Source organism: Abyssogena phaseoliformis symbiont OG214 (genome assembly GCF_016592595.1).
Taxonomy (GTDB): Bacteria; Pseudomonadota; Gammaproteobacteria; order PS1; family Pseudothioglobaceae; genus Ruthia.
Map to the genome: position 1 here is coordinate 1,464,377 of NZ_AP012977.1, position 26,603 is coordinate 1,490,979.

38 protein-coding genes and 4 pseudogenes are annotated in these 26,603 nt (G+C 37.6%); 12 read left to right on the forward strand and 30 right to left on the reverse strand.

Features of this window, described 5'->3' with window-relative positions:
• The first annotated feature begins 127 nt into the window (after positions 1-127).
• The 3 genes and pseudogenes from CVPH_RS09300 (at position 128) to CVPH_RS10385 (ending at position 1,602) form a co-directional block, all read left to right on the forward strand.
• Positions 128-472 (forward strand): cytochrome b/b6 domain-containing protein, encoded by a 345-nt coding sequence (locus CVPH_RS09300; protein WP_225879708.1) that lies wholly within the window; start codon positions 128-130, stop codon positions 470-472.
• A gap of 200 nt (positions 473-672) precedes the next feature.
• Positions 673-963 carry a DUF1924 domain-containing protein gene (locus CVPH_RS11330; protein WP_201341438.1) on the forward strand — a complete coding sequence of 97 codons (291 nt, stop codon included), beginning with the start codon at positions 673-675 and terminating at the stop codon, positions 961-963.
• Between the two features lie 180 nt (positions 964-1,143).
• Positions 1,144-1,602, forward strand: a pseudogene (locus CVPH_RS10385) (diheme cytochrome c).
• 44 nt (positions 1,603-1,646) lie between these two features.
• On the opposite strand, the pseudogene CVPH_RS11335 reads toward CVPH_RS10385, so the two are convergent.
• The 20 genes and pseudogenes from CVPH_RS11335 to CVPH_RS10400 form a co-directional block, all read right to left on the reverse strand.
• Positions 1,647-1,829, reverse strand: a pseudogene (locus CVPH_RS11335) (helix-turn-helix transcriptional regulator); the annotation flags it as partial.
• Positions 1,830-1,954: 125 nt separating this feature from the next.
• Complete coding sequence (locus CVPH_RS09325) at positions 1,955-2,137, reverse strand: hypothetical protein (protein WP_201341440.1); 183 nt, start codon at positions 2,135-2,137, stop codon at positions 1,955-1,957.
• Complete coding sequence (gene trpB / locus CVPH_RS09330) at positions 2,137-3,342, reverse strand: tryptophan synthase subunit beta (RefSeq protein WP_201341441.1); 1,206 nt, start codon at positions 3,340-3,342, stop codon at positions 2,137-2,139. Before trpB ends, CVPH_RS09325 begins: the two co-directional genes overlap by 1 nt.
• Positions 3,339-3,947, reverse strand: a complete 609-nt coding sequence (locus CVPH_RS09335; protein WP_201341442.1) for a phosphoribosylanthranilate isomerase — start codon at positions 3,945-3,947, stop codon at positions 3,339-3,341. Before CVPH_RS09335 ends, trpB begins: the two co-directional genes overlap by 4 nt.
• On the reverse strand, positions 3,947-4,654 hold the full coding sequence (locus CVPH_RS09340) for a hypothetical protein (RefSeq protein ID WP_201341443.1): 708 nt from the start codon (positions 4,652-4,654) through the stop codon (positions 3,947-3,949). Before CVPH_RS09340 ends, CVPH_RS09335 begins: the two co-directional genes overlap by 1 nt.
• A 10-nt stretch (positions 4,655-4,664) precedes the next feature.
• Complete coding sequence (locus CVPH_RS09345; RefSeq protein ID WP_201341444.1) at positions 4,665-4,847, reverse strand: sulfur relay protein DsrC; 183 nt, start codon at positions 4,845-4,847, stop codon at positions 4,665-4,667.
• Positions 4,848-4,958: 111 nt separating this feature from the next.
• Positions 4,959-5,198: a hypothetical protein gene (locus CVPH_RS09350; protein WP_201341445.1), complete on the reverse strand. Its 240-nt coding sequence runs from the start codon at positions 5,196-5,198 to the stop codon at positions 4,959-4,961.
• A gap of 52 nt (positions 5,199-5,250) precedes the next feature.
• A pseudogene (locus tag CVPH_RS09355) lies at positions 5,251-6,000 on the reverse strand (TRM11 family SAM-dependent methyltransferase).
• A gap of 248 nt (positions 6,001-6,248) precedes the next feature.
• Positions 6,249-6,482, reverse strand: a complete 234-nt coding sequence (locus tag CVPH_RS09360) for a DpnII family type II restriction endonuclease (protein ID WP_201342472.1) — start codon at positions 6,480-6,482, stop codon at positions 6,249-6,251.
• A 162-nt stretch (positions 6,483-6,644) separates the two neighbouring features.
• The gene (locus tag CVPH_RS11340) at positions 6,645-6,875 is read right to left on the reverse strand and encodes a DpnII family type II restriction endonuclease (RefSeq protein ID WP_425353118.1); all 231 of its coding nucleotides are present in this window, start codon (positions 6,873-6,875) and stop codon (positions 6,645-6,647) included.
• Entirely contained in the window at positions 6,784-7,140 is a 357-nt protein-coding gene (locus CVPH_RS09370; RefSeq protein WP_201341447.1) for a DpnII family type II restriction endonuclease, read from the reverse strand. The genes CVPH_RS11340 and CVPH_RS09370 overlap by 92 nt, the downstream gene beginning before the upstream one ends.
• Positions 7,121-7,342, reverse strand: coding sequence for a hypothetical protein (locus CVPH_RS09375; protein ID WP_201341448.1), 222 nt, complete (start codon positions 7,340-7,342; stop codon positions 7,121-7,123). Before CVPH_RS09375 ends, CVPH_RS09370 begins: the two co-directional genes overlap by 20 nt.
• Positions 7,343-7,807: 465 nt before the next feature.
• Positions 7,808-8,161, reverse strand: coding sequence for a DNA adenine methylase (locus CVPH_RS10575; RefSeq protein ID WP_245396168.1), 354 nt, complete (start codon positions 8,159-8,161; stop codon positions 7,808-7,810).
• Positions 8,115-8,357, reverse strand: a complete 243-nt coding sequence (locus CVPH_RS10885; protein ID WP_342590436.1) for a DNA adenine methylase — start codon at positions 8,355-8,357, stop codon at positions 8,115-8,117. Before CVPH_RS10885 ends, CVPH_RS10575 begins: the two co-directional genes overlap by 47 nt.
• A gap of 20 nt (positions 8,358-8,377) precedes the next feature.
• A complete protein-coding gene (locus tag CVPH_RS10890; RefSeq protein WP_281064644.1) occupies positions 8,378-8,575 on the reverse strand; it encodes a DNA adenine methylase in 198 nt (65 codons plus the stop codon).
• A 46-nt stretch (positions 8,576-8,621) separates the two neighbouring features.
• A complete protein-coding gene (topA, locus tag CVPH_RS09385) occupies positions 8,622-10,985 on the reverse strand; it encodes a type I DNA topoisomerase (protein ID WP_201341449.1) in 2,364 nt (787 codons plus the stop codon).
• Positions 10,985-11,453, reverse strand: a pseudogene (locus tag CVPH_RS09390) (Smg family protein). Before CVPH_RS09390 ends, topA begins: the two are co-directional and overlap by 1 nt.
• Before the next feature lie 7 nt (positions 11,454-11,460).
• The gene (locus CVPH_RS09395) at positions 11,461-11,646 is read right to left on the reverse strand and encodes a DprA-like winged helix domain-containing protein (RefSeq protein ID WP_281064683.1); all 186 of its coding nucleotides are present in this window, start codon (positions 11,644-11,646) and stop codon (positions 11,461-11,463) included.
• A complete protein-coding gene (locus tag CVPH_RS10395; protein ID WP_225879710.1) occupies positions 11,643-11,843 on the reverse strand; it encodes a DNA-processing protein DprA in 201 nt (66 codons plus the stop codon). Before CVPH_RS10395 ends, CVPH_RS09395 begins: the two co-directional genes overlap by 4 nt.
• A 94-nt stretch (positions 11,844-11,937) precedes the next feature.
• Positions 11,938-12,300 carry a DNA-processing protein DprA gene (locus CVPH_RS10400; protein WP_225879711.1) on the reverse strand — a complete coding sequence of 121 codons (363 nt, stop codon included), beginning with the start codon at positions 12,298-12,300 and terminating at the stop codon, positions 11,938-11,940.
• Between the two features lie 298 nt (positions 12,301-12,598).
• Here CVPH_RS10400 and rpmH point away from each other — a divergent pair, with 298 nt between their 5' ends.
• The 8 genes from rpmH to CVPH_RS09440 are packed head-to-tail and all read left to right on the forward strand — an operon-like array spanning position 12,599 to position 17,186.
• Positions 12,599-12,739, forward strand: a complete 141-nt coding sequence (gene rpmH, locus CVPH_RS09405) for a 50S ribosomal protein L34 (protein ID WP_201341451.1) — start codon at positions 12,599-12,601, stop codon at positions 12,737-12,739.
• Positions 12,740-12,748: 9 nt separating this feature from the next.
• The gene (rnpA, locus tag CVPH_RS09410; RefSeq protein ID WP_201341452.1) at positions 12,749-13,090 is read left to right on the forward strand and encodes a ribonuclease P protein component; all 342 of its coding nucleotides are present in this window, start codon (positions 12,749-12,751) and stop codon (positions 13,088-13,090) included.
• Complete coding sequence (gene yidD, locus CVPH_RS09415) at positions 13,090-13,305, forward strand: membrane protein insertion efficiency factor YidD (RefSeq protein WP_201341453.1); 216 nt, start codon at positions 13,090-13,092, stop codon at positions 13,303-13,305. The genes rnpA and yidD overlap by 1 nt, the downstream gene beginning before the upstream one ends.
• A gap of 28 nt (positions 13,306-13,333) precedes the next feature.
• On the forward strand, positions 13,334-14,959 hold the full coding sequence (gene yidC, locus CVPH_RS09420; RefSeq protein ID WP_201341454.1) for a membrane protein insertase YidC: 1,626 nt from the start codon (positions 13,334-13,336) through the stop codon (positions 14,957-14,959).
• A complete protein-coding gene (locus CVPH_RS09425) occupies positions 14,952-15,827 on the forward strand; it encodes a TauD/TfdA family dioxygenase (RefSeq protein WP_225879712.1) in 876 nt (291 codons plus the stop codon). Before yidC ends, CVPH_RS09425 begins: the two co-directional genes overlap by 8 nt.
• Before the next feature lie 15 nt (positions 15,828-15,842).
• A complete protein-coding gene (gene ampD / locus CVPH_RS09430) occupies positions 15,843-16,367 on the forward strand; it encodes a 1,6-anhydro-N-acetylmuramyl-L-alanine amidase AmpD (protein WP_201341455.1) in 525 nt (174 codons plus the stop codon).
• Positions 16,354-16,887, forward strand: coding sequence for a 3-deoxy-manno-octulosonate-8-phosphatase KdsC (gene kdsC / locus CVPH_RS09435; RefSeq protein ID WP_201341456.1), 534 nt, complete (start codon positions 16,354-16,356; stop codon positions 16,885-16,887). The genes ampD and kdsC overlap by 14 nt, the downstream gene beginning before the upstream one ends.
• Positions 16,884-17,186, forward strand: coding sequence for an MGMT family protein (locus tag CVPH_RS09440; RefSeq protein WP_201341457.1), 303 nt, complete (start codon positions 16,884-16,886; stop codon positions 17,184-17,186). The genes kdsC and CVPH_RS09440 overlap by 4 nt, the downstream gene beginning before the upstream one ends.
• 46 nt (positions 17,187-17,232) lie before the next feature.
• Here the strand turns inward: CVPH_RS09440 and CVPH_RS09445 are convergent, their stop codons facing one another.
• The 9 genes from CVPH_RS09445 to CVPH_RS09485 are packed head-to-tail and all read right to left on the reverse strand — an operon-like array spanning position 17,233 to position 24,040.
• On the reverse strand, positions 17,233-17,649 hold the full coding sequence (locus CVPH_RS09445) for a F0F1 ATP synthase subunit epsilon (RefSeq protein ID WP_201341458.1): 417 nt from the start codon (positions 17,647-17,649) through the stop codon (positions 17,233-17,235).
• The gene (gene atpD / locus CVPH_RS09450) at positions 17,650-19,029 is read right to left on the reverse strand and encodes a F0F1 ATP synthase subunit beta (protein WP_201341459.1); all 1,380 of its coding nucleotides are present in this window, start codon (positions 19,027-19,029) and stop codon (positions 17,650-17,652) included.
• 23 nt (positions 19,030-19,052) lie between these two features.
• Entirely contained in the window at positions 19,053-19,916 is an 864-nt protein-coding gene (atpG, locus tag CVPH_RS09455; RefSeq protein ID WP_201341460.1) for a F0F1 ATP synthase subunit gamma, read from the reverse strand.
• Between the two features lie 13 nt (positions 19,917-19,929).
• Positions 19,930-21,471, reverse strand: coding sequence for a F0F1 ATP synthase subunit alpha (gene atpA / locus CVPH_RS09460; RefSeq protein ID WP_201341461.1), 1,542 nt, complete (start codon positions 21,469-21,471; stop codon positions 19,930-19,932).
• A gap of 27 nt (positions 21,472-21,498) precedes the next feature.
• A complete protein-coding gene (locus tag CVPH_RS09465) occupies positions 21,499-22,050 on the reverse strand; it encodes a F0F1 ATP synthase subunit delta (RefSeq protein WP_201341462.1) in 552 nt (183 codons plus the stop codon).
• A gap of 6 nt (positions 22,051-22,056) precedes the next feature.
• The gene (locus CVPH_RS09470; RefSeq protein ID WP_201341463.1) at positions 22,057-22,530 is read right to left on the reverse strand and encodes a F0F1 ATP synthase subunit B; all 474 of its coding nucleotides are present in this window, start codon (positions 22,528-22,530) and stop codon (positions 22,057-22,059) included.
• 34 nt (positions 22,531-22,564) lie between these two features.
• On the reverse strand, positions 22,565-22,798 hold the full coding sequence (atpE, locus tag CVPH_RS09475; RefSeq protein WP_011738379.1) for a F0F1 ATP synthase subunit C: 234 nt from the start codon (positions 22,796-22,798) through the stop codon (positions 22,565-22,567).
• Positions 22,799-22,823: 25 nt separating this feature from the next.
• Positions 22,824-23,678: a F0F1 ATP synthase subunit A gene (atpB, locus tag CVPH_RS09480; protein ID WP_201341464.1), complete on the reverse strand. Its 855-nt coding sequence runs from the start codon at positions 23,676-23,678 to the stop codon at positions 22,824-22,826.
• Positions 23,678-24,040, reverse strand: coding sequence for an ATP synthase subunit I (locus CVPH_RS09485; RefSeq protein WP_225879713.1), 363 nt, complete (start codon positions 24,038-24,040; stop codon positions 23,678-23,680). The genes atpB and CVPH_RS09485 overlap by 1 nt, the downstream gene beginning before the upstream one ends.
• 170 nt (positions 24,041-24,210) lie before the next feature.
• Between CVPH_RS09485 and CVPH_RS09490 the strand changes: the two genes are divergently transcribed.
• Positions 24,211-25,497, forward strand: a complete 1,287-nt coding sequence (locus tag CVPH_RS09490) for an NAD(P)/FAD-dependent oxidoreductase (protein WP_201341465.1) — start codon at positions 24,211-24,213, stop codon at positions 25,495-25,497.
• Between the two features lie 386 nt (positions 25,498-25,883).
• Here the strand turns inward: CVPH_RS09490 and CVPH_RS10405 are convergent, their stop codons facing one another.
• Positions 25,884-26,405, reverse strand: a complete 522-nt coding sequence (locus CVPH_RS10405) for a DNA repair protein RecN (protein WP_225879714.1) — start codon at positions 26,403-26,405, stop codon at positions 25,884-25,886.
• Between the last annotated feature and the right edge of the window lie 198 nt (positions 26,406-26,603).

The following is a 26,603-nucleotide window of genomic DNA, read 5'->3' on the forward strand; positions in this document are numbered from 1 at the left end:
ACGTATAAAAACCTTCACAACAAGACCTTTACCCAATATAAAACCATATTTAATTGGTTATCATTCATTCAAGTTTTACAACAATGTGATAAATATCATGCACTCTAATAACACCGATATCAATATTATGATTAGAATCTTTCATTGGTTTCTAGTTGTTTTATTTGTTACTCTTTTCATTACGGGCAATAACAATAATGAAGGTGGTGCAATACATATTATCTCGGGCTATTTATTAACCAGTTTTGTACTAGCAAGAATCGTTTGGGGCTTTATGGGTGATAAAAATGCATTATGGCATCATTATCTATACAACCCAAAATCAATATTCAATTATCTGCTTAAACCATCTAATCTAACACCAATAAAGTCCAAACCTCACAATCCTGCTGGCAATACAATAATTTTAATAAATGATAATTATACTTATGGCAGTAATAATAAGTGGCTTATTAATACAATCTTTGTTTGAATTAGAAGGCATCTTTTTATTACTTACAACTTATATTAGCGACTCACAAGCCTTCATCATCAAAGAAATACACCTTCTCTTGTCATATATTTTATTGATTGCAATTGGATTTCACATTTCTGGTGTTGTTTACTCAAGTTATATTTACAAAGCAAACCTTCCAATAATGATGGTTACTGGAAAATTACATTTTTTTAATAATGAAGATATATAAATACATAGCTATATTGCCTTTATACGCCTTTAATATCCATTCTGAAACAATAGATTTCAACCAATTGTATCGCTCATGGGGCATTGACATTGCAACAATAAATACAACCCAAGGGGCGTTGTTTTGGAAAAGAGAGCTAATGCCCAATAAAAGTTGCACAAGTTGCTATACTAACGACCTTAAAAAAAATGGCGCCCATGTAAGAACTAAAAAATTGATTAAACCCATGTCGCCAAAAATTAATCAAAAAAAGGTTAACCGATACCAAAAAAAATAAACAAGTGGCTAAAAAGAAACTACAAATTTACCTATAAATGAGAATGTGCAGCAGTAGAAAAAGTTAATTTCATAGAATTTATTAGAAAAAGCTAAGGAGAAAATTATGTTTTAAAAACACTTAACAATTACGTCATTATTTACCATATCTTTTTATTCGCTTTATAGCCGAGCAGATAATATTTTTAGTAATTTTTTTGGTAAAGAACCAGATGTTGCTCCAGTTGAAAATTCGTTATATTTAGAAGAATGTGGTACCTGTCATTCTCCTTATCAACCCGGATTATTACCAGCCAGATCTTGGCAAAAAATGATGAGTAACTCATCATTACAAGACCACTTTGGTGAAGATATCGTATTTGATGAACAGCAGATAAGAAAACAACTACTTAGCTATATGATTGATAATTCTTCGTTTAAACGTTCGTGAAAAATCATGAAGTCTCTATCATATGATGATGCACCATTGAGCATATTAAAAACACCTTACATGCGTAGAAAACATAGCGATATACCCCAAAGACTGATTACCCAGCCAGAAGTAGGGACGCTCTCAAACTATGAAGTATGCCATAAAAAAGCCTCAAAAGGTAATTATGATGACGATCAGATACGCATACCTAATGCTAATTTCTACTAAAATACGATATAATGATTAGAGCAGTTTGCATCTACGCCATTTCTTTAAAACAAATCTTCAAGAAAATAGGCTGCTAGTTCATGCCGACCTTTTGAGTTAGATTTTTGATAAATAGTTGGGGCTTGCTGCCGTATCATTTTTTCCTTAGTGCCTCTTATTTAGCTGATTTCTTCAAAACTCAAGCCTTTTAATAACAGCAATGCCACTTCTTGTTCAGATTTACTTAAAGACCGTTCTTTAAATTGAATTTTTAGAACTTTAAATAACTCATTCTTAAAAATTTTAACTTGTTTGGAATAGGTTTTTATATCCTTGTTTGCTTGTTGCAAATCCTACATGTAATGGCTATTAATCACAATTTCACGCCAAACAAAATATAGATTGCAATAACACCTTCGTGTAGCAAGTGCATGAGACTATCACCCTCTATAATATCCTTAACAAATGGCATGGTATTTGAAAAAAAGATATAAATTAATGCCGCCAAAACAATCTGCTTAGAGGGTGTATTCTGAGTTTTTTGAGTCCTATTCATTAAAACTCAATACCTTCAATTTGTGCAATGGTATGGATATCTTTATCACCACGACCTGAAAGGTTAATAATAATATTTTTATCCTTACCCAATTCTTTTGCAAGTTTAATGCCATAAGCCACCGCATGAGAAGACTCTAACGCTGGCAAAATACCTTCAACTTTGGTAAGTGTATGAAACGCCTTTAATGCCTCTTCATCAGTGATTGCCACGTACTGTGCACGACCACTGTCTTTTAAATATGCATGTTCTGGACCAACACCAGGATAGTCCAAACCTGCTGAGATCGAATGTCCTTCAATAATTTGCCCATTCTCATCTTCCATTAAATAAGTGCGATTGCCATGCAACACACCCACACTGCCTGCACAAAGTGGAGCGGCATGTGCAGTTGGGCCTTTTTCTAAGCCATATCCTGCCGCCTCAACACCATAGATTTCAACTGAGGCGTCATCAATAAATGTATGGAACAAACCAATCGCATTTGAACCGCCACCCACACAAGCCACTAAAGCATCGGGCAAGCCACCCACTTGTGCAGCAAATTGCGCCTTTGCTTCTTTGCCAATAATACTTTGAAAATCTCGCACCATCATTGGGTAAGGGTGCGGACCTGCGACTGTACCAATAATATAAAACGTATCATCAATATTCGTCACCCAGTCGCGCATCGCTTCATTAAGTGAGTCTTTGAGTGTTTTTGAACCTGAAGTAACTGGAATAACCCTGGCACCTAACAACTTCATACGAAACACATTGAGTGCTTGGCGAGCCATATCCACCTCGCCCATATAAACCACGCATTCTAGCCCCAAACGTGCTGCAACCGTTGCCGTTGCCACGCCATGCTGACCTGCGCCTGTTTCAGCAATGATGCGTATTTTACCCATACGCTTAGCAAGTAGCGCTTGGCCGATGGTGTTATTAATTTTATGCGCACCCGTATGATTTAAATCTTCACGTTTAAGGTAAATTTGGGCACCATCCAACTTCTTACTTAAATTTTGTGCATGGTAAAGTGGTGTTTCACGACCTACATAATGCTTTAAATCCTGTTCAAACTCATGAATAAAATCCTTATCGTCTTTATATTTAGCATAAGCATCTTTGAGCTCAGTAACAGCTATCATGAGTGTTTCTGCAATGAAAACACCGCCATATTGCTCAAAATGTCCTTTATCATCTGGTAAATTGTAATTACTCATAGATTTGCTTTTTGAATAAATTTCTTAATCTTATTAATGTCTTTAATACCATTTTCACTTTCAACACCACTTGACACATCAACTGCATAAGGGTGTACTTGGTTAATAGCATCAGCTACCGTATTAGAGTTAAGCCCGCCCGCTAAAATAATAGGCAGGTTAATATCAACCTTAGCCAGGTGCCAATCAAAATACTCACCTGTACCACCATAAATATCTTTGTTAAACGCATCTAATAACAAACCACTAGCCTGATGATACTCATCTGACATTTTGGTGATATTAGTCTGCGCATTCACACGCAGCGCCTTAATAAACGGCATGGCATATTGAGCGCACTGATGTGCTGGCTCATCGCCATGAAATTGCAAAGTATCCAGTGGTACTTCGCACAATACTTCATTAATAAAGTGAGCGTCCGCATTCACAAACAAGCCCACACGACTTACAAAGGGTGGCAATCCACTTACAATATCAATCGCAGTCCCTATATCAACACAGCGCGGGGATTTGTCATAAAATACCAAACCAATTGCATCAATACCAAGCATAGCAGCTTGATTGGCATTATCTGCATTGGTAAATCCACAAACCTTAATCTTCATTACTTGCCCTCAGCGTCTAATTTTGCTTTAATCTTATCTCTATCAACCCACCAATCATCCGCCACTAATTGGTCAACAGCGCCTGAAAGTTTTTTCAAAAACACTTCTGGTTTGTCTAGTTGTAAGGTTTTACGCCATAAATCAAAAGTTGACTGATCAGTCACATGCGAATGCTCATCCGCAACAGATGCCATCATTTGTGAAGCAAAAAAAGTTAAATCATCATCCACGCCACAACGCATAGAGGTAATATAATACGCCGTTGCAGCAGCGATAGCACGGGTATCTGCCTCTTTTGGCGACTCCTCAACCAAATGTTGTAGCATTGCAACAGTCAATTCTGGGTCAATTGGAAAAGTCACACCTAACCACAACGCATGACCTAACGCCTTCAAAGCATCCGGTCCTTCGGATAAAAACATCACATCACAGGCCTCAACTGCCAGCTCCCAAAGCTCATTATCCCTTGCAATATCAAAGGCACTAAATGCCTTTTCCCAAGCATCTGAACCCTTATAACGCTCAACTTGAATTCTGCCAATCTCTAATAAATTCTTAATTTGCTCCTCAACAGGCGTATCCACAGTTTGTGCTTGGATTTGTTTTTCAAAAAAATCCAGCCTGGACTGGAGCTGCTCTTCATTGGCATATAAATCTTCACCGCCTTCAGCATCAAAAATCTGCTCTTTATTTAAGTATTTTCCCATCAGCTATTTCCTAATAAAAGGCTGCCTCTAAGCGGTCCTCCCAATTATCAGGCACATCCGTATAATCAGGCTTCACATCCATCCTAAAAAACCGCTCATCAGATCCCTTAGATACCTGTTTCAAAACCGCAACCAACGCCTCAAAATTTTCCACTTGCGGATTGGCAATAATCACTTCGCTTAACAATAACATAATCTTTTAGTTGCAAAAATCTAGCATTTTACCGCACATTCACATCAACATCTTTATGCTCAACCTTGATCAAAATACGTAAAAACTTTAATTGTATAGTGTTTTTTTAATTCAGCATGTCATAGGCTCTAATTGATCAGTATATGTATCACTAAAGAATGTCCAATTTTCTTCTAATACATAAATTAAATTTCTCAATAAACCTTCGCCAAACGCAACACCGCCTAAACACACTATACTATTTTCTTGGCAAAATTTCTCAATAAAAACTTCACACGCCTTGCTTATTGGGTGAATTACTGTTGCATCTGTGATTTCTTCATCTGTCGTTCTACAGCACCATTCAAACAAACAATTTGATAATCATACATAATACGCTCCTTTTAATTATTTTTCAAAACCATTATACTTTCTTAAATACAAACAAATGTTCATGCTTAATTAACAAAAAATTATAATCTTTACTTTTATTAACCCAAAAGCCAGTTACCTTGCAATTATGCTGATGTTTAATAAAATCTTCTTTTAATTCAAACCCAGTATTAAAAAATCTTTGCATGACCTTAAACGCCAAAGGCTGATACATCTTATTACGCCTAGTATCGCCAATTAAAATAGCGCAATATTTGCCACGCTTCAATACCCGATAAAATTCTTTTGAAACTTTTTTCATCTCACAACAAAACACATCTAAATCATGAATATTAGACAAATCTTGTTCTATTTTCTTATCAGAATATTTGATAATATCTACATAGGGTGGGTGGTTAAGGATAAGGTCGATACTACCGTCCTTCAACATAGACAAATCCCTACTATCGTTAATTTTTGTTCTTATAGTTGGATTAAATTCACTCTCAAAATCAAGTGCAGTTTCTGTAATTTGGATTTATATCAAGTGCTAACAAATTCCTATTTAATAGTTTGCACTCTACAGTAATTGTACCGCCACCAATCATAGGGTCAAGTAAATAATCACCTTGTTTTGAATACCTTAAAATTAAATTCCTAACAACTTCTGGTGCCCAATCCCCCTATATGTGCTTTTATGGGTTGCCCAATTCCCACGCTGAGGAAAACTCCATACTGTGGCACATTCCTGTTCAAAATTTGAAGGATTAAGTTTTTTTATTTTTTGGTGTAGTTCAGGCAATCTTTATGTTTCAAAGTAACAAATATTTCCAGCTCTAAATAATCCAAAATCTTTTTTAAAGTCTTGTTATTTAGATTATAGCTTTTGATTGCTTGATAAAAATGCGCCCTTTCAAGTCCTAATGCCTTATAAACTTCACTAGGGTTTCATGTCTCTTTTTTATCAATTCAATCTTAATATCTTTTTCAAACATGATTGAAACCTAATTTTTATTATTATAAATAAAATAATATACAAAAGATATAAAATTAAACACAAATACCTTTTAAAGCATTGTTTTTTAGCATATTTAAATTAGTAACACGATCATTGTGATTAAAAGTTTCTTCCAAAGGGTTGAACGCTGTCAACCATCCCTTGCCATCAGTAATACAAATAAAATTTACACCTTGTGATTTAACAAAATCATTCAATGCTTGATATTCACCCACAGTTGCTTTTAATTTAAATCCGCCGCCACCGCCATAATAATTGACTTCAATTAGATGTAATTTTCTATTCTATTCGTCATATAAGGCAAAATCAAATCGACGATTATTTTTATCAATTCTAATTTCATAATCAAACATTGCTTTAATGCTTGTTTGTGTTGCTTACTCTATGTAACTAAAGTTGTTATTTTCACTACAAAAATCTTGCAAATATTAAGATACAATGCCCTCCATTAATTTGCCCGTTCTATTCTTCCTTGCATTGGCATCAAAACTAACCTCTACGCTAAAACAATAACCTACTAAGTTTTTAACGTGTTTATTTATAAAAATTTCTTTTAAACCGCTTTCGTTAAAAATGATCAACAACTCTTTTTTTAATTTTTTCATCAATAGTGTTATAGAAAATATACGACTTATTCTCAGAGAATAATCCACCCACATCTGAAACAATCGGTGTATCTTGAAGTTTATTTTTTCTAGTAGCGATTAAAAGCGGTAATGCCTTCCTGATGTTTGGATATTGTTTTATCAGTAATATAAACTCATTTTCTATATCGTCTTTCCCAATCAAACTATTTAAAATATTAAGCTCCACATCGACTTTTGCAACATTTAATTTGACCTTGCTAAAGTCTGTGAAATAACTCCATGTAAATATTGAGTCTTGGAATGTAGTTTTTAAATCATCAAAATCGTACGTTTTCATCTATCTTATTTTTAAACATCGCCCTTCCAGAAAAACTCCAATAAGTTATGTCTTGCTCTATAAATAGCCATTTTATGGCCTTTAATAATGTTTCATATTCAACGCTGCCAATGTAGCAATTTTTTAATAGTGCAAACTTTCCATCTTTTAAAATTTCACCAGGATCTTCACAATTGTAAATTTTCTCTACAGCCTCACCCATTATAAAACAGAGTGTTCTTTATTTTACTAATTAATGGCTTGTAATTCTAAATACACGCTGTCTCATGTCTTGGGGTTGTTGTTTCTCTTTTAGGGTTCTTTTCTATTGGTACTTTGAATTTGTATTTTTTGACATTAACAGTAAAATCAAAACCTTTGTTTAAGTAGGCAGATCATTGTAAATATACAATTTCATTATTATGTGTTTTCTCTACGTAATATTTAACTCTTACAGATTTTTCTTTTGTGCCTACCCCTGTCTCTTCAGATTTAAATAACTCAATAACTTCATCTCTAATGTTTCTTCTGTCTTTCTCCCAATCTCCAGTATTTATTTGGACAAAAAAAATCTACTTTATTAACTAATTTAAAATCGTTTTTTAAGCCGTCACAATTCATATTAGCACCTTATTAAAATTTCATTAATTTTGTTGCAACCGCTGCTCTTGCTGTTTATAAAACGATTTTATTGTACAAAGTCAATCACGTATTCTTGATATAAATTTTTAATAAAACTTGTATCAGAATTGCTTTTCATAACTGTATATTTTTTTTGATGTAGTTTTTTAAACGTGTCAAATAACTGTTTTTGTTTTTCATCTAAAAAAGCATTTTTATCGTAAGCAGTAAAATTGGCAGTTTCTGTCAGTGGATAATAAGGCGGATCAAAGTAAATAAAATCATTTGAGTTCGCATTGTCTATTGTCTTATCAAACGATTGGTTAGTAATGACGGCATTTAAAATTGCTTCTTTGTCAGCAATATTTGGATTTTTATAACTGCCTATTGGTGTATTTAAAATAACCTTTTGAGTTGACACGGTAAAGTCCGTTAAAACAAGTCTTATTAAGGTAAATAAATCGTGCAGCTCTCACTAATTCTGTCAGTGTTTGAAAAATATCCCGCCTGTCTAGTCCTCTAGTTTGATAAAAAAACTCTTTATTGTGGCTGTTTTTATAATATTCTAGTTCAGTTATTAGATTTTTAGGGTTATTTTTTAACCACATTATAAGCATTAATAAGTTCTGAATTTATATCAGAAAGGTGTACCTTTTAACGTTCCCCTTGAATAAAGTTCAAAAAATACCGCACCACCACCTAAAAATAGCTCATGATAGTTATTAAAATCAATGGGAAATTTGGCAAATAATTGTGTTATTAACCCTCTTTTCCAGCCTGCCCATTTTAAAAATAGCTTGGCTTGGGGTTGAAAGGTATTTTTAGAGGTTGGCATAATTCATAGTTAAAAACTAAAAGACGCAAAGTATTTTTAATTTTAATTAAATACTTGGCACTGGATCTACCTTTATAGTAACTTTTTTCTTAACTATCTTCTTTTTGGGCTTGACTTTGGCTTTTATTTTACCAGCAACCGCTTTTTTGCATTCTTCAAGAGTTAGGTCGGCGGGGGCTTTATCGCCGAAGACTTTTTTGATGGTGATATTTTTTTGGCCTTTTCCTTTTTTCTTGCCGTTCCAGATGTAGGGGCCAAAACGACCGTTGAGGACTTGGATGTCGGAGTCATCAAAGGTTTTGATGATGCGTTCGGCGTCGAATTTTTCTTTAGCTTTAATGAGTTCTAGTGCTTTTTCTAGACTGACTTCTTCTGGGGTATCTTCTTTGAGTGAGGCGTATTTCTTGCCATATTGGATATAGGGACCAAAGCGACCATAGTTAGCTTTGATGGTGCCAAAATTATCAGTTTCGCCAACGGTGCGGGGCATATTGAATAATTCTAAAGCCTCATCAAGAGCGATGCTCTCAATGTCTAATGAACCCCTGAGTGAGGCAAAGGCTGGTTTGTCTTCGTCGTCTTTATGGCCGATTTGGGCGAAAGCACCGTATCTGCCAAAGCGCACACTGACGGGTTTACCACTTTTTGGATCGGTGCCAAGTTCGCGCATGCCATGGGTTTCTTCTCTGGAAATGTCAGCAGCATCTTCTATTTTTTGATGAAAAGGGGTGTAAAAGTTTTTAACCACGCCTTGCCATGGAACATTTTGTGTGGCAATGGTGTCAAAATCACTTTCAAGTTTAGCAGTGAATTTATAATCAATAATGTTGTCAAAATATTTGACTAAAAAATCAGTAAGTAAATAGGCAACATTGGTTGGGAACAGTTTGTTTTTTTCAGCGCCTGTTACCTCGTTTGGTTGTGATTGAATGACTTGATTATCTTTGATTTCAACTAATTGATACGCACGTTCAACACCCTCTCTGGTCTCTTTTGTAACGTAATTTCTGTCTTGCACTGTCGATACCATAGTGGCGAATGTTGAAGGTCTACCGATGCCCATTTCTTCAATTTTTTTCACCAGTGAGGCTTCGGTATAGCGAGGCTTGGCTCTTGAAAAACTCTCTCTAGCTTTAAAACTAGCTAAACCCAGCGCATCACCTTTGTTTAAATCAGGTAGTAATTTATTCTCTGATGACAGATAATCATAAACTCTTAGAAACCCTGGAAATGTCAATATTTCGCCATTGGCTATGAATTTTTCATCAAGTCCTGAAATATTGATTTTTATTTGGGTTTTTTGTAGTTGGGCATCGCTCATTTGGCAAGCCAATGTGCGTTTGTAAATCAGGCTATATAATTTGGCGGCTTGATCTTCAATACCAAAAATACTGGGCTTGGTTAAATCGGTTGGGCGAATTGCCTCGTGCGCTTCTTGTGCGCCCGTATCTTTGGTTTTATATCGTCTTATGTGGTGATAGTCACTGCCAAATCCTTTTGCAATGACTTGACCGGCTGCCTCAATTGTTGTTTCTGACAGCGTAAATGAATCAGTTCGCATATAAGTAATAGAGCCTTCACGGTACAAATTTTGTGCCAAAGTCATGGTTTGCTTAACTGAAAAGCCTAATTTTTGAGAGGCTTCTTGTTGCAAGGTTGAGGTGATAAAGGGGGGCTTAGATGAGCGTTTAGAGGACTTTTTATCAGTTGATGCAACGGTTAAATTAGCCGATAAAAGTGCATTAGCAAAGGCCAATGCTTGCTCTTTAGATTCAAACTCCTTGCTCAGTTTAACCTCAAATACTTTGCCGCCTCCACTCACTAACTCTGCTTTGACTTTGTAAGTAGAATTGGTAATATGTTGGCTAATTTCTCGCTCTCTTTCGACCACGAGGCGCATCACCGGGGATTGCACCCTGCCAGCGGAACGCGCGCCTGAAATCTTGCGCCATAGAACAGGCGATATTTCAAAACCTACTAATCTGTCAATAACGCGACGCGCTTGTTGAGCATCTACCAACTGATAATCAACCGTTCTAGGCTTAACAATGGCGTTAGTAATGGCACTTTTGGTAATCTCATGAAAGACAATTCTTGGGGTGTCTTTGGGCAAATTGAGTGCTTCTAGTAAATGCCAAGCAATAGCTTCACCTTCGCGATCCTCGTCCGTTGCAAGGTAGACTTTTTCTGCGACTTTTACGGCCTTGCACAAATCAGCGACTACTTTTTTCTTATCTGTGGTAATTTCATAGGTGGGGGTAAAATTGTTTTCAATGTCAATACCCATGTTTTTCTTAGGCATATCACGGATGTGACCGATACTAGATTTAACGCTAAAGTCCTTACCTAAAAACTTTTCAATGGTTTTGGCTTTGGCAGGGGACTCAACAATAACAAGATTTTTTGCCATTATTGAATGGTGTGATTGTCATCAAGAAACACGATAGATTCTAGCCATTGCGCTGACGTTTCACCATCGACACTATTGCCTAATACCATCATTACCACCCATTTAAGACCTTCTAAAGAAATACTGGTATCACCTAATGACATGATTTGATCAATAATCATCTCGCGTTGATTGGCATCCAATTGGCCAATGTTTTCCATAAACAATAAAAACCCTCTGGATTTGGCACTAAGTTTTATTTTTTCAGCCTCAGTATAAATGCGCATACTGCCTTGATAAGTCGTCTTGAATGGTGGCGATGTTTCCTAGCCAACTAAGCACCTTATCAAGGCGCATTGTATCAAATCCGATATCTGAAAGGGGTGCTTTTAACTCGGTATCATCAATTTCATAGGTAGAGTCTTGCCCTGCCTCTTCAAAAAGATAATCAAACATATAGGTTAGAACGTCAAGAATATTATTTGTCATAAAAATCTCACTTAGTTAGTACGTAGCCTGGCCCTGCAATTTTAGCAACTTTATTTTCAAGCTCAAGCAGCAAAAGCGCTTGGATAATTATCTGTGGGCTAAGGTTGGTTTTTTCAACCAGCTTATCAACCGTCACCACATTATAACTCAGATATTTTAATAGCATAGCGTCTGTTTTATCTACATTTTTTATATCAACAGACTTTTTTTAAATGGAACTGACAAACCCAAACCCTTGGGTAGCTCAGATAATATGTCTTCAATATTGTCAGTTAATTTAGCGCCTTGCTTAATAAGTTGATGACAGCCCTTTGATAATGGGTTATGAATTAAACTGGGTTTTGCAAACACTTCCTTGCCTTGTTCAGCGGCTAATTTTGCAGTAATCATGGTGTGCCGATTGCCTCCACCACTAAAGTGCCAATGGGAAACTCTGAAATAAGTGCACCGCACATTGAAATTTGATGCGCCAAAGATTTATGCTTTACTGGATAAATTCTATCAAGCCCATACCACAAACTGCAATCGTTTGCGCATCTGCATCTAAAGCACCAATATGTGCCTTGGCATCAATACCACTTGCCATGCCCAACTTGGATAATTCAAACGCAAAGGTATGGGCACCACCTGATGTTAGATTTCTGCTACCAACAATGGCCAGTTGTGGTTTTGACAAGCATCCAACATCACCTCTGACATAAAGCAGTGGTGGTAGATCTGAAATGGTTTTTAATTGTTCAGGATATTTTTCATCAATTAAGGTTAGAACGTGGCAGTTTTCATTTTTTGTCCAATCAGTATCTGCCTGTACCAGTGCTTTATCCGCTTGTTGTAAAAATGTTAACATTTCTTTTCTAAATAAGCCCGATTGCTTGCGCTGCTCATCAGATGCTTCAAATACTTGCTGTGGCGATTCAAAACGTTTTTACCCCAAGATAGGGCACCTTTAACAACATTAACCAATAAACAATATCCACTTAAAGCTCTTACTTTAATCCACAAATTGGCTATTGTAGTATTTTTTAAACATGTGTATAAAAAACGATACAATATTAAAACACTAAAGCCTTAACAAGACAACAAACATAAGACTGTAAAATTAAATTATGGTAAAATTGCAAGATTTTATCTTAAGGTATTTCTTTATGAAGCAAAAAAGAACCTTTCAACCGAGTGTTATCAAACGTAAACGTACACACGGTTTCAGATCAAGAATGAGCACCAAATTAGGTCGTGCTATTATTAATGCGCGTAGAAAAAAAGGGCGTAAGCGTTTAGCAGCTTAGCTAATTTAAGTGTCCCTTAGGCTAACACGCAACTTAAGAGTTTTAAAACCCTTTGAGTATAAAGCTATTTTTAACCATGGAAAAATGGCCAAAGGGCGGTACTGGCAAATCATTGCACGAAAGATTGACACGCCCACACCACGCCTCGGGCTTGCCATTGCAAAAAAAGTTCATAAATTAGCTGTTAATAGAAATAGAGCCAAAAGAATTGCACGCGAAACCTTTAGAACACATCAAAATGACTTAAATCATTGGGAATTTGTGGTGATGGCAAGGCATTCAAAACCCGCTAAAAACTCTATAATGATCGATGACTTGCTACATTTATTCAAAATAATAACCACCCATTAATGCGTTACTTACTTTTAATGCCCATTAAATTTTATCAACTATTTATTAGCCCCTTATTGGGTTCTAATTGTCGTTTTCAGCCGACTTGCTCACAGTATTCCTATGACGCAATCCAAGTGCATGGCTTTTTTAAGGGGCTTGGTCTTAGTTTAAAACGTATTGGTAAGTGCCATCCATGGCATGATGGTGGGTTTGACCCCGTACCAAAAAAATAATACTACTCTTTAATTAATAAATAATCTTATGAACAATCAAAAATTCTTTCTCATTATTGCTATTTTTTTAAGCGTTTTTCTCTTGTGGGACAAGTGGGAGGTAACACATGCAGTAGATGCAAACGGTAATTTAATCAGTCAAACCAAAATTACAGGTGCTGGCACGATAAATGACTCCTTAGCAAATCAGAACCTAGACGTGCCCAGTGCTACAAATCGTAATGCTGAATTAGACCTTCCTAATGCTGTTGCAAAAAATAAAGGCCCATTTACAACGGTCACAACAGATTTACTAACCTTAGAAATTAGTCACAAAGGTGGCACTATCCAAAATGCATGGCTTAATGATTATCCAATAGAGATTAATTCTGAGCAAAAGTTTCAACTGCTCAGTAATAAAACTGGTGAAATATTCCAAGCACAAAGTGGTTTATTGCCGCAAGGACAAATGCCTACTCACCACTCAATATTTAGTTCAAAAAATAGCCACTATCAAATGGATGGTAATAGTTTGGTCGTGCCCTTTACTTGGCAAAGTGAGAATGGCATCAAAGTCACTAAGCGATATCACTTTAACAAAAACAGCTACGTGGTTGGTATCGATTACCAAGTAACCAACACCACTAACAACACATTAAACATAACTGGTTACACACAATTGGTTCGCAATGCACTTGACCAGCCCAACATGGTGATGCCAACCTATACAGGTGGTGCAAGATTTGATGACCAAGATGTGTATGAAAAAATAGAGTTTGAAGACTTTGGCGACCAGCCAAAAGCCACCTCCAAAGGCGGCTGGATAGCAATGATTGAGCATTACTTTTTTGTGGCTGCAATCCCAGATACAAACCAAACACATACTTATTCATCAAAGATTATCAATGGTGAGTATTTACTAACCGTTGTCAACCCAGAACTAGCAATAGCGCCTGGTGCAACAGCCACGCTACCAAGCAGTAGCCTTTATATTGGACCTAAGGAGCAAGAGCAAATTAACAATGTTGCACCGGGTTTAGACAAAACTGTTGACTATGGCGTGTTGTTTATTATTGCCAAGCCATTGTCTGAGTTGCTTAACTGGATTTATTCAGTGATTCACTCTTGGGGTTATTCTATTATCATCCTTACTTTGTTAATCAAATTGGCATTTTACAAGCTCAGCGAAAAATCATACCGCTCAATGGCAGGTATGCGACAGCTCGCCCCTAGATTAACAAAACTTAAAGAAACCTATGGTGATGACAAACAAAAACTGGGTCAAAAAACCATGGAATTATATAAAAAGGAAAAAATCAACCCTGCCTCTGGTTGTTTACCCATCTTGGTACAAATTCCTGTATTTATCTCACTTTACTGGGTGCTATTAGAAATGGTTGAATTACGCCAAGCACCATTTTGGTATTTAACCGATTTATCAGCCCAAGACCCTTACTACATATTGCCACTCATCATGGGTGTTTCAATGTTTGTTCAACAAAAACTAAACCCGCCACCACCTGACCCAATGCAGGCAAAAATTATGATGGCATTGCCTTTTGTATTTACCATTTTCTTCCTATGGTTCCCGTCTGGATTAGTGCTTTATTGGGTGGTTAACAACATCTTATCAATCACCCAACAATGGGTGATTGATAAACGCATTAATGGCTAAAATTATTATGTCCATTCTCAGCAATTTAGATGAATACAAACGTTGGCGAGATAACAAACTAGCAAATGCAAATACTAAGATTGAAACCTGTCTGATTGAAATCAGTAATCCCTTTGAGCTCACACGCTCAGAAAAAGACAGGGTTAGGCTTTTGTGCCAGCAAAACAATTTTGCCTTGTTTAACATTGAGCAACAAGACAACTACCCGCAAGCCATTTTTGCCATTAATAAACAGCTTGGATTGGTAGGTTATGACCCACATTTATACGTCCAAGACCAGGGCTTAGCGCATATTACCCAAAGCGTTAAAAAAGACCAGGCGGAATTTATTCCCTACACTGATAAAGCCATCGGCTGGCATACAGACGGTTATTACAATACAATAGAGCAGCGCATACGTGCCTTTTCTTTGTTTTGTGTCACACCTGCAAATCGTGGTGGAGAAAACCAATGGATTGATCAGCAAATGGTATATTTACAACTAAGGGAGTCTAATCCAGATATTGCTAAGGCGCTTACTCACACCCAAGCTATGAGTATACCCGAGCACGTTGTGAACGGTGTTGTCAGGCGTAAAACCTCCATAGGGGCCATTTTTTTTATCGATGAACCCAGCTCACAACTTTATATGCGCTACACGCAAAGAAAAAAAAACATCGAATTTTTAGATGCCCAAGAAGTTAAGCAAGCCATTACCATTTTAGATGTGCATTTAAGTACAACCACTGAATATCACTTTAGCCATATTATGACTGCTAATCAGGGCATATTGTGCAACAACATCCTGCACAAGCGTTCTGAATTTATTGACAATCCGCTCAATCCAAGGTTGCTACTCAGAGGTCGTTACTTTAACCGGTTAAATTAGGGTTATAATTGAGCGATGATTAACAACCACCGACTTGAAAACGCCAAGCAAGTCAGCTCACCAAACTTTAATAAAAGGCCCAACCAAGCCATATCTTTGGTTGTTATTCATAATATTTCACTACCGCCTGGCAAATTCAACAATCACTATATTGAAGATTTTTTTACCAATCAACTTGATACCAGTCAGCACCCTTATTTCAAAACCATTAAAGACCTGAAAGTATCCACGCACCTGTTGATTAAACGTAACGGCATGATAATTCAATTCGTACCTTTTAATCAGCGTGCTTGGCATGCAGGTGAGTCAAGCTATAAAGGCAAGCATGTCTGTAATGATTTTTCTATTGGCATCGAGTTGCAAGGAGATGACAATACACCGTATGAATCGGTACAATATGAAGCCTTAAATAAAGTGATAGATTTATTAAAATCTCATTATCCAATAAGCGCTATCAAGGGTCATAGTGACATTTCTCCGATAAGAAAAACAGATCCTGGGCCTTATTTTAAGTGGAGTAAACTACGTGCAATTACTTGATAAATTTTACTTGCAAGCTGAAAACATCAAACTAATTATTTTTGATGCAGATGGTGTATTAACAGACGGTGGCTTATATTTTTCTGACGAAGGCACAGAACTTAAACGCTTTAATTCACTTGATGGGCTAGGGATTAAACTACTCAAACAAAACGGTATTGAAGTGGCTGTTATTAGTGCCAGAAACTCTAAAAATGTAGCACACCGAATGAGGAATTTAGGTATTGAACATTTTTACCAAGGACAAGATGACAAGGTTATTGCTTTTAATAATCTTATCAAAAAACTATCACTTCAAGCTGAACAAGTTGCTTACATGGGCGATGACATCATTGATTTACCCGTTATGATAAAAGTTGGCCTACCAATTGCCGTTGCTAATGCCCATGAGCTGGTTAAAGAAAATGCTTATTTTGTGACTGAAAAAATAGGCGGCCATGGCGCAGTAAGAGAGGTTTGTGATTTATTACTAAAAGCTCAAAATACCTTTAACAAAGCCATGGAAAAGTATCTAACATGACTCCATTTCAACAAAAATGTTACCAAACTCTTAAAGATAAAGTTCCTGCTGGTAGGGTTATTACCTACGCTGGCCTTGCCAAACTCATCAACCATCCCAACGCCTATAGAGCAGTTGGTTCTGCAATGAACAAAAACCCTTTTGCACCCGAAGTGCCTTGTCATCGTGTGGTTAAGTCAAATGGAGATTTAGGCGATTTTGCAGAAGACATTAAAGTCAAAATAAAACGCCTCCAAAAAGAGGGTATTGAAGTAGTTAACAACAGAATTGTTAACTTTAAAAAAATTAATTACTTATAGCTAAAAAATTTGATTAGTGGTATTTTTTAATTAAGAATTATGGTTCTTAAATTTTCTTACCACGCATTTTGTTAATCATTTGCAATTGTGCTATTGACTCAGCAAGTGCTGCCTGTGTTGCTGAAATATCTTGACTCTCAGTTGCATTTTCCATTGCCTCTTGCGCACGCTGTTTAGCTTCTAGTGCCTTAGATTCGTCTAAATCGCTTGCTCTAATTGCAGTGTCAGAAAAAATAGTCACGACATCTGGTTGAACCTCTATGATGCCTCCAGAAACATAAATGGATTCTATGCCTTTATCGGTTTCTACTCGAACTTCACCTGGTTTTAAGGTTGACAAAAGTGCTGTATGTTTTGGATAAATACCTAATTCGCCTGTGGATGTAGGCGCAAACACACGCAATGCCTCGCCTGAATAGAGAGACTCTGTTGCGCTAACGACATCAACATGAATGGTTGGCATTTATGCGCTCTCCTTAGCTTTTTCACGAATCTCATCAAGCGAACCTACCATATAAAAGGCTTGCTCTGGAAAATCATCCATCTCACCATCAAGAATAGCTTTAAACCCAGAAATCGTATCTTTAAGTGAGACATACTTACCTGGTGCACCAGTGAAGACTTCTGCCACAAAAAATGGCTGAGACAAAAAACGTTGAATTTTACGAGCACGAGACACTGAACGCTTGTCTTCTTCAGATAATTCATCCATACCTAAAATCGCAATAATATCTTTTAATTCTTTGTAGCGTTGTAATACGCCTTGTACGCCACGAGCCACGTTATAGTGCTCTTCACCCACGATTAATGGGTCTAGTTGGCGTGAAGTAGAATCCAGTGGGTCTACCGCAGGATAAATACCTAATTCTGCTACTTGACGTGATAATACAACCGTTGCATCTAAATGAGCAAATGTGGTTGCTGGCGATGGGTCGGTTAAATCATCTGCAGGCACATACACTGCCTGAATTGAGGTAATTGAGCCTTTTTTAGTTGAAGTAATACGCTCCTGTAATGCGCCCATCTCACTTGCTAATGTTGGCTGATAGCCTACTGCTGATGGCATACGACCTAATAGTGCCGACACTTCCGTACCTGCAAGTGTATAACGATAAATATTGTCAATAAACAACAATACATCACGACCTTCATCACGAAAGTATTCTGCCATGGTTAGTCCTGTTAAGGCAACACGCAACCTGTTTCCTGGAGGCTCATTCATTTGCCCATACACCAAAGACACCTTATCAAGTACATTTGACTCTTTCATTTCGTGATAAAAATCATTACCTTCACGAGTGCGCTCGCCCACACCAGCAAATACTGAATAACCAGAATGCTCAATCGCAATATTACGAATTAATTCCATCATATTAACGGTTTTGCCAACACCAGCGCCGCCAAACAAGCCAACCTTACCGCCTTTAGCAAACGGGCAAATCAAATCAATAACTTTAATGCCTGTTTCTAATAATTCTGCTGCAGGTGCTAGTTCATGATAAGCAGGCGCACTTCGGTGAATAGCCCAATCGACTTCTTGACCAATGTCGCCAGCATTATCAATCGGCTCGCCCAGTACATTCATAATACGCCCTAATGTCTTAACGCCAACAGGTACCTTAATAGGCTCTCCTGTGTTGGTGACTTCTAAGCCTCTTTTTAGGCCTTCAGAACCACCCATGGCAATTGCACGCACCACGTGGTCGCCCAACTGTTGCTGAACTTCTAAGGTTAAGCCTGTTTCTGAAACTTTTAAGGCGTCATAAATTTTTGGCATACTGTCTGCTGAGAATTCGACATCGATAACCGCACCAATAATTTGTGTAATTTTTCCTGTACTCATTTTGCTTTTCCTTTTTTTAAACTTTAAACAGCAGCAGCGCCACTAACAATCTCAGAAATTTCTTGCGTAATTGCCGCTTGCCTTGCCTTGTTGTAAACCAACTCTAACTCTTTAACCATATCACCTGCATTATCAGTTGCACTTTTCATTGCAACCATACGCGAAGATTGCTCACAGGCAATGTTTTCAACCAGGCCTTGATAAACCAAAGCCTCAATATAACGCACTAATAACGCACTTAGAACCTCTTGTGCATCAGGCTCATAGATATAGTCCCAATAGTGATTCACATTGTCCGATTCACCCGCTACCATTGGCACCAATTGCATAATTGTGGGCGCTTGGATCATGGTATTTTCAAATTTGTTGTAGGCCACTGATAATTGTTGAATTTCGCCTGCATCAAACCCGTTAAGCATAACTTTAATCGTGCCTAACAAATCATCAAAATGAGGTGCATCACCTAAATCTGTTAATACAGATTTAACATGTAAGCCAGAATTTTTAAAAAATGAGGTTGCTTTTTTGCCAATGGTGCAGATATCAACCTCAATGCCTTTGGCCTGGTATTCAACAACTTGTTTTAACATATGCCTAAACAAATTAGTATTCAAACCACCACACAAACCTCTATCGCTTGAAATAATAATAATGCCGATGCGCTGAAGTTTTTCAGAACTGTTCATATAAGGATGTTCAAATTCTGAATGTGCATAGGCTAAATGACCAATAACATTGGAGATTTTTTCGCAATAAGGGCGTGACGCTAACATTCTATCTTGCGCTTTTTTCATCTTAGAAGCTGCAACCATTTCCATAGCCGAAGTAATCTTCTGAGTATTTTTAATACTCGAAATTTGTGTTCTAATTTCCTTGCCAGCTGCCATTATCTACCCCATTCTACCAAGTATGGTTTGCCTTGAAGTCATCAATTGCTGCTTGTAGTTCGTTTGAAATTTCATCATTGTAATCACCTGTTTCATTAATTTTATCCATCAATGATGCTTGGTTTGCATTCATATAAGTGATTAGTGCCGATTCAAAATCAACCACTTTATTTGTCTCAATATCATCTAACGAGCCTGAATTGGCAGCAAACAATGAGGTTGCCATTTCGGCAATTGATAAGGGCGAGTATTGCTTTTGCTTCATTAGTTCTGTCACGCGCTGACCACGATCAATTTGCGCTTTAGTTTCTGCATCAAGATCTGATGCAAATTGTGCAAAAGCCGCCAACTCACGATATTGAGCCAAATCAAGACGAATACCGCCACCTAGTTTTTTAATAATATTAGTCTGCGCTGCACCACCCACACGTGATACTGACAAGCCTGCGTTAATCGCTGGGCGGATACCTGCATTAAATAAATCTGTTTCTAAGAAAATTTGACCATCCGTAATTGAAATAACGTTGGTAGGAACGAATGCTGACACATCGCCGCCTTGCGTTTCAATAATTGGCAATGCTGTTAAAGAGCCTGTTTTACCCTTAACTTCACCATTAGTCATCTTCTCTACATAGTCTGCATTGACACGTGAGGCACGCTCAAGCAAGCGTGAATGTAGATAGAATACATCACCTGGATAAGCCTCACGCCCTGGTGGGCGTTTAAGCAATAAAGAAACCTCACGATAAGCCCAAGCTTGCTTGGTTAAATCGTCATAAACAATCAGTGCATCTTCACCTCGATCGCGGAAGTATTCAGCCATAGCACATCCTGCATAAGGTGCAATGTATTGTAGCGCTGGCGCTGATGCAGCACCTGCAGTCACAATAATGGTATTTGCCAATGCGCCGTGTTCTTCTAATTTACGCACAACTGCCGCCACTGATGAATCTTTTTGACCAATAGCTACATATACACAACGAATACCGCTGTCTTTTTGATTGATAATCGCATCAATCGTGATAGCTGTTTTACCTGTTTGACGATCGCCAATGATGAGTTCACGCTGACCACGACCTACTGGCACCATCGCATCAATCGCTTTAATGCCTGTTTGAATAGGCTGATCTACCGATTTACGATCAATCACGCCAGGTGCCATTATTTCTAATGGTCGCACACCTTGAGCATCAATGTCACCTTTACCATCAATGGCTTTGCCCAATGGATTAACTACTCGACCTAGCATAGCCTCACCAACAGGTACTTCAACCAGACGATTGGTACATTTAACAACATCGCCTTCTGAAATATGCAAATAATCACCCAGAACAACCGCACCAACACTGTCTTGCTCTAAGTTAAGTGCCATGCCAAAGGTGTTATTTGGGAATTCGAGCATCTCACCAAATTGTACATCAGCCAAACCATGAATACGGACAATGCCATCACTCACACTAACCACACTACCTTCTGTACGCGCCTCAGCGGCAAAGTCAAATCCTTCTATCTGCTTTTTAATTAAATCACTAATTTCATGAGCGTTTAATTGCATAGTCTTTCCTCTTTAAATTTTAATAATTTAGTGTGTTATTGATAAACACAACCTTAACTCATCCACTTGAGCTTTGATTGACATATCAATAACTTTATCACCGTCTTTAACGATAATGCCGCCTACCAAGTCTTTATCTATAGTGGTATCAATGCTTACTACTTTGTTGTATTGATTTGCCAAATCACTCACAATTTGCTTTTTTTCAGACTCACTTAATTGATAAGCGCTAATGACATTAAACATTTTGGCATCACTTGTTGTATTCATCAAACTTTCAAACAAGGTGGAGATACTTGGCAAAGCGTTGGTGCGATTATTGTCTAATAGCACACCAATAAATGTCGCTTCATGCTCGCTTAACCCTCTTGCCAATATTGACTTGAGCAATGCCTTAATAGTGCTTAATTTATCTTGTTTTAAAACATTGGGAGAAGCAATAAATCTATGCATCTGCTGATCAACAAGCAATTGTGCACCTGCATCTAAAACCATTTTCCACTGCAAATACGATTTGTCTTGCTGTGCCAATTCAAAAATTGCATTGGCATAAGGTTTGGCGATGACGGCTAATTCCATAACTAATTACGACAGCGATTGTGACAATTTACCCAACATTTGTTGGTGTACTTTTGCATCAACTTCCTTAGCAAGCACCGCACTAATACCTTGCATAACCAAATCAGACACTTGATTTTTTAACTCATTACGCGTTTGAATTGTATCTTGTTCAAGCTGTGCTTGTGCTTTTTCTTTTACTTTACCCGCTTCTTTTAAAGCAACGTCTTTCGCATCTTCAACCATATTTGATGCTTGACGAGTGGCATTTGCAATAATCTCAGCCGCCTGATCTTTAGATTGATTAATCATCTCTTGAACTTTGGCTTGTGCCTCTTCTTGCTCAGAGCGACCACGTTCCGCCGCTAATAAACCGCTTTCGATACGTTTTTTACGTTCTTCCATGGCCATCACAATAGGCGGCCAAATAAATTTCATGCAAAACCAAGTAAACATGGCAAACATGATTAATTGCCCAAACATCGTCAAATTAATATTCATAGCTTAACCCTTGCGTTTTAAATCATTTTTTATTTTATCCTGCAACCGCAAATAAAATATACATTGAAATACCAACAGCAATCATTGGTACTGCATCCACCAAACCCATGACAATAAACATTTGCGTTCTAAGCATTGGAATTAACTCTGGCTGGCGCGCTGCTCCTTCTAAAAACCTTGCACCTAAAATACCAATACCCACTGCTGCGCCTAGCGCACCCAAGCCCATTAAAATTGAACCTGCTAAAAATAAAATACTTTGTTCCATTTTTTACTCCTATTTTATAAAAAAATTAATGCTTTTTTTGGTGAGCCATATCCATATACACAATGACCAAAGTCATAAAAATAAAGGCCTGTAACAATACAATCAAAATATGGAAAATTGCCCATGGCAAAGATAAACTCCACTGAACCCAGAATGGCAATAAAGCGATGAGAATAAAAATCATCTCTCCTGCATACATATTGCCAAATAAACGCAATGCCAACGAAACAGGCTTGGCAATTAAGTTCACCCCTTCTAAGAACAAATTAAACGGCAACATCATTTTACCAAATGGATGAAAGGTCAATTCTGCTGCAAAACCGCCCACGCCTTTTTCCTTGATGCTGTAATAAATAATAAGAATGAAAATACCAATTGACATGCCAAGGGTCGCATTTGGGTCAGTGGTTGGCACCACCTTAAAGAAAACGTGATGCGGGTCGGCACCAAACCAAACACCGATTTGCTGTGCCACATATGGCAACCAATCGACCGGTACTAAATCCATGGTGTTCATTAATACAATCCAAATAAAAGTAGTGAGTGCTAATGGTGCAACCATGGGGTTTTGACCATTAAACGAACCACGAACATTCTCGTTAATAAAATCAATTACACTTTCAATAAAATTTTGCGCACCTGAAGGGGTGTCGGAGGTCATTTTTTTACCCACTCGGTAAAAAAAGATTAAAAATAAAGCGCCTAATACAAAGGAAACACTTAATGTGTCCAGATGAAAAGCCCAAAAGCCCATTTCTTTTGCTTCGCTTGCAGCGTGCGCAAGTCCCCAATGTCCGTCTGGAAATTGACCATATGTCAAATATTGTAAATGGTGCTTAATATAGCTACCAGAAGTTATAACTTCATTTGTCACTGACATTATTTATTTATAACCTTATCTATTAAAAAACCAACCTGTCCCAAAACCAAGCCGATAATTAGCGCCTCCGGTGATAACTTTAAAATCAATAAGCCGAATAAAGTCAATGCCACCAACAGAACCATACGCATAATAACACTCACTGCCATCATACCAACGCTAGCTCCTGCGCTAATACCTAATTGTCTTGTTTGCTTATTTGTGTGCCTATTAATTAAACCTGTATTTAACAAGCTAATCATACTGCCATAAATTGCTGCTAAAGCCACACCATTGATAGCAAAATAAACACCGGCTATTAACAATATACCTAATTGTGCCTTTGGCCATCCGTTGTCCGTTGCCAAAATATCTATCGCCATCAAACTCACAAAATTAAGATTATACTAGTCTGACTTATAAAAAAATCGTTTTTTTGTGGCTTTAATCAATTAAATCACGCCTTGTTATAATTAACAATATAAGCACATTGTGATATATTTGACAAGTGTGCGCATTATCAGGATAATTGACTCATTTTAAGGAGAGAAATATGGTCCATGTTGTTGTTATTGGCGCAAGCACAGGCGGACTGCCTTTTGCCTATGATATTAAAAAAACATTAGGAAAAGATCACAAGGTAACGGTTATTTCCAATAATCCAAACTTTAACTTTATTCCTTCAAACCCTTGGCTAGCAGTTGGTTGGCGTAGCAAAGAAGACATTAGTTTTTTACTTGAACCTCATTTGAAACACAAAGATATTGAGTTGATTATCGGCGAGGCCAGTGAAATCAAACCTAATGATAATCAAGTTATAGTTGGCGACCAAGTTGTAGATTATGACTATCTAGTGCTAGCCACAGGTCCTAAATTAGCCTTTGATGAGGTTGAAGGTTTAGGTCCTGAAGGTTATAGCGTTTCAATTTGCACCACTGCCCATGCCGAATCAGCACGTCAAAAGTGGACAGAGTTTTGTGCCAATGGCGGTGGTCCAATTGTTGTGGGTGCTGTACAAGGTGCTTCCTGTTTTGGTCCAGCTTATGAATTTGCATGCATCATGGATACTGATCTTAAAAAACGAGGCATTCGTGATAAATGTCCCATCACCTTTGTGACCGCAGAACCCTACATTGGCCATCTAGGTTTGGGCGGTGTGGGTGATTCAAAAGGTTTATTAGAATCAGAATTCAGACAACGCCATATCAAGTGGATTACCAATGCTAAAGTGGCTAATATCACTGCTGATACTGTCACGGTAGACCAAGTTAATGACGAAGGAGAAATGATTAAAACCATTGAAGTTGCCACCCGGTATACCATGCTGTTGCCAGCCTTTAAAGGTGTTGATACAGTTGCAAAATTAGCCAATGTAGATGCAGGTTTTGTCAATCCACGTGGCTTTGTCATGGTGAATGATTATCAACAATCCCCTGTTAAAAATAATATTTTTTCAATTGGTGTGAATATCGCCATTCCGCCTGTTGAAGCAACCCCTGTTATGTGTGGCACACCAAAAACAGGCTATATGATTGAATCCATGGTCACCGCTGTTGTACATAATATTGAAGAAATGATTGCCGATAAAGCGCCTTCTCATATTCCAACCTGGAATGCCGTTTGTATTGCTGACATGGGCGATACAGGCATAGCCTTTGTTGCCATGCCACAAATCCCACCTAGAAACGTCACTTGGGCTAAAAAAGGCAAAATAATACACCTTGCTAAAATCGCCTTTGAAAAATTCTTCATTCGCAACATGAAAACAGGCAACTCAGAGCCTGCCTATCAAAAATACATTTTTAAAATGTTAGGCATTGAACGCTTAAAGAAAAAATAGACCTCTCTAATTCTGTTTGCGACTCTAAAGAGAGTCGCTATGAAATCTACAAGCACCTACTAGAATCCCCTTGATTCTTAAAGCCTTGGAAAATGGAAAGGAGGTTAACGGCTCAAATAGAAATATTCTAGAGCTTTCCTTTTCTAAAGATCTAGTCTCTGGTGGTTACACTTAGCTATCTAAATTCAAAGATGGCTATTGTGCAAATTGTTTTGACGCTAAAAGCCATAATCATCCTGAAGATGATTTATTGTATCTAGCAGGGTTTTTATGGCAAAGATTTTGAACAATGGCTTGAAACTGGTACATATGCGAGCAGACCTCCAGGTGAAGTTCTGATTATGGAGATGTCATATTCCAGCCAATACATCGCCTGAATTCAGGCGTTAAACACTCATTCCAATCATTTCTGCAGCAGCATTTCGAGCTTTCTCGGTGATGGTTGCACCCCCTAAAATACGCGCAATCTCATCCACACGTTCATTGCTAGATAGCTGCGTTACTGTGGTTTGTACGCCGTCTTTATCTTGTGATTTTTGCACACGTAAATGCTGATGACCAAAAGCAGCAACCTGTGCTAAATGAGTAATGCAAATGACTTGATAATACTCGCTTAATTGTTTGAGTTTTTTCCCAACAACTTCGGCCACTGCACCACTAATACCAATATCCACCTCATTAAAAATCAAAGTAGGGGTGTATTCACTGTCACTATCAATCACTGAAATGGCTAATGAAATTCGTGATAATTCACCGCCTGAGGCGACTTTTTTTAAAGGCTTAAAATCTTGCCCCATATTGGTTTTGACTAAAAAATCAACCGACTCTGTACCATTTAAATGCACGCCATCAGACTTGGAGGGTAAGGCAGATGAAAACTCACTACCAGGCATGCCCAGTACTTGCATGGTTTGTGTGACTAAATTTGATAACTCATGCGCCTTGCTGGTTCTAATTTTACTTAAGTGCGCTGCTTTTTCTTGGTAATCTGCTTGCAGTTGCCTTTTTTGATGGGCAAGCTCATCAAGCGAGTGCGTACCATTTGCATTGGTCTTAAATTCAGCCTCAATCGTGTTTAACTCCTGTTCACTTAATACGGCATCATT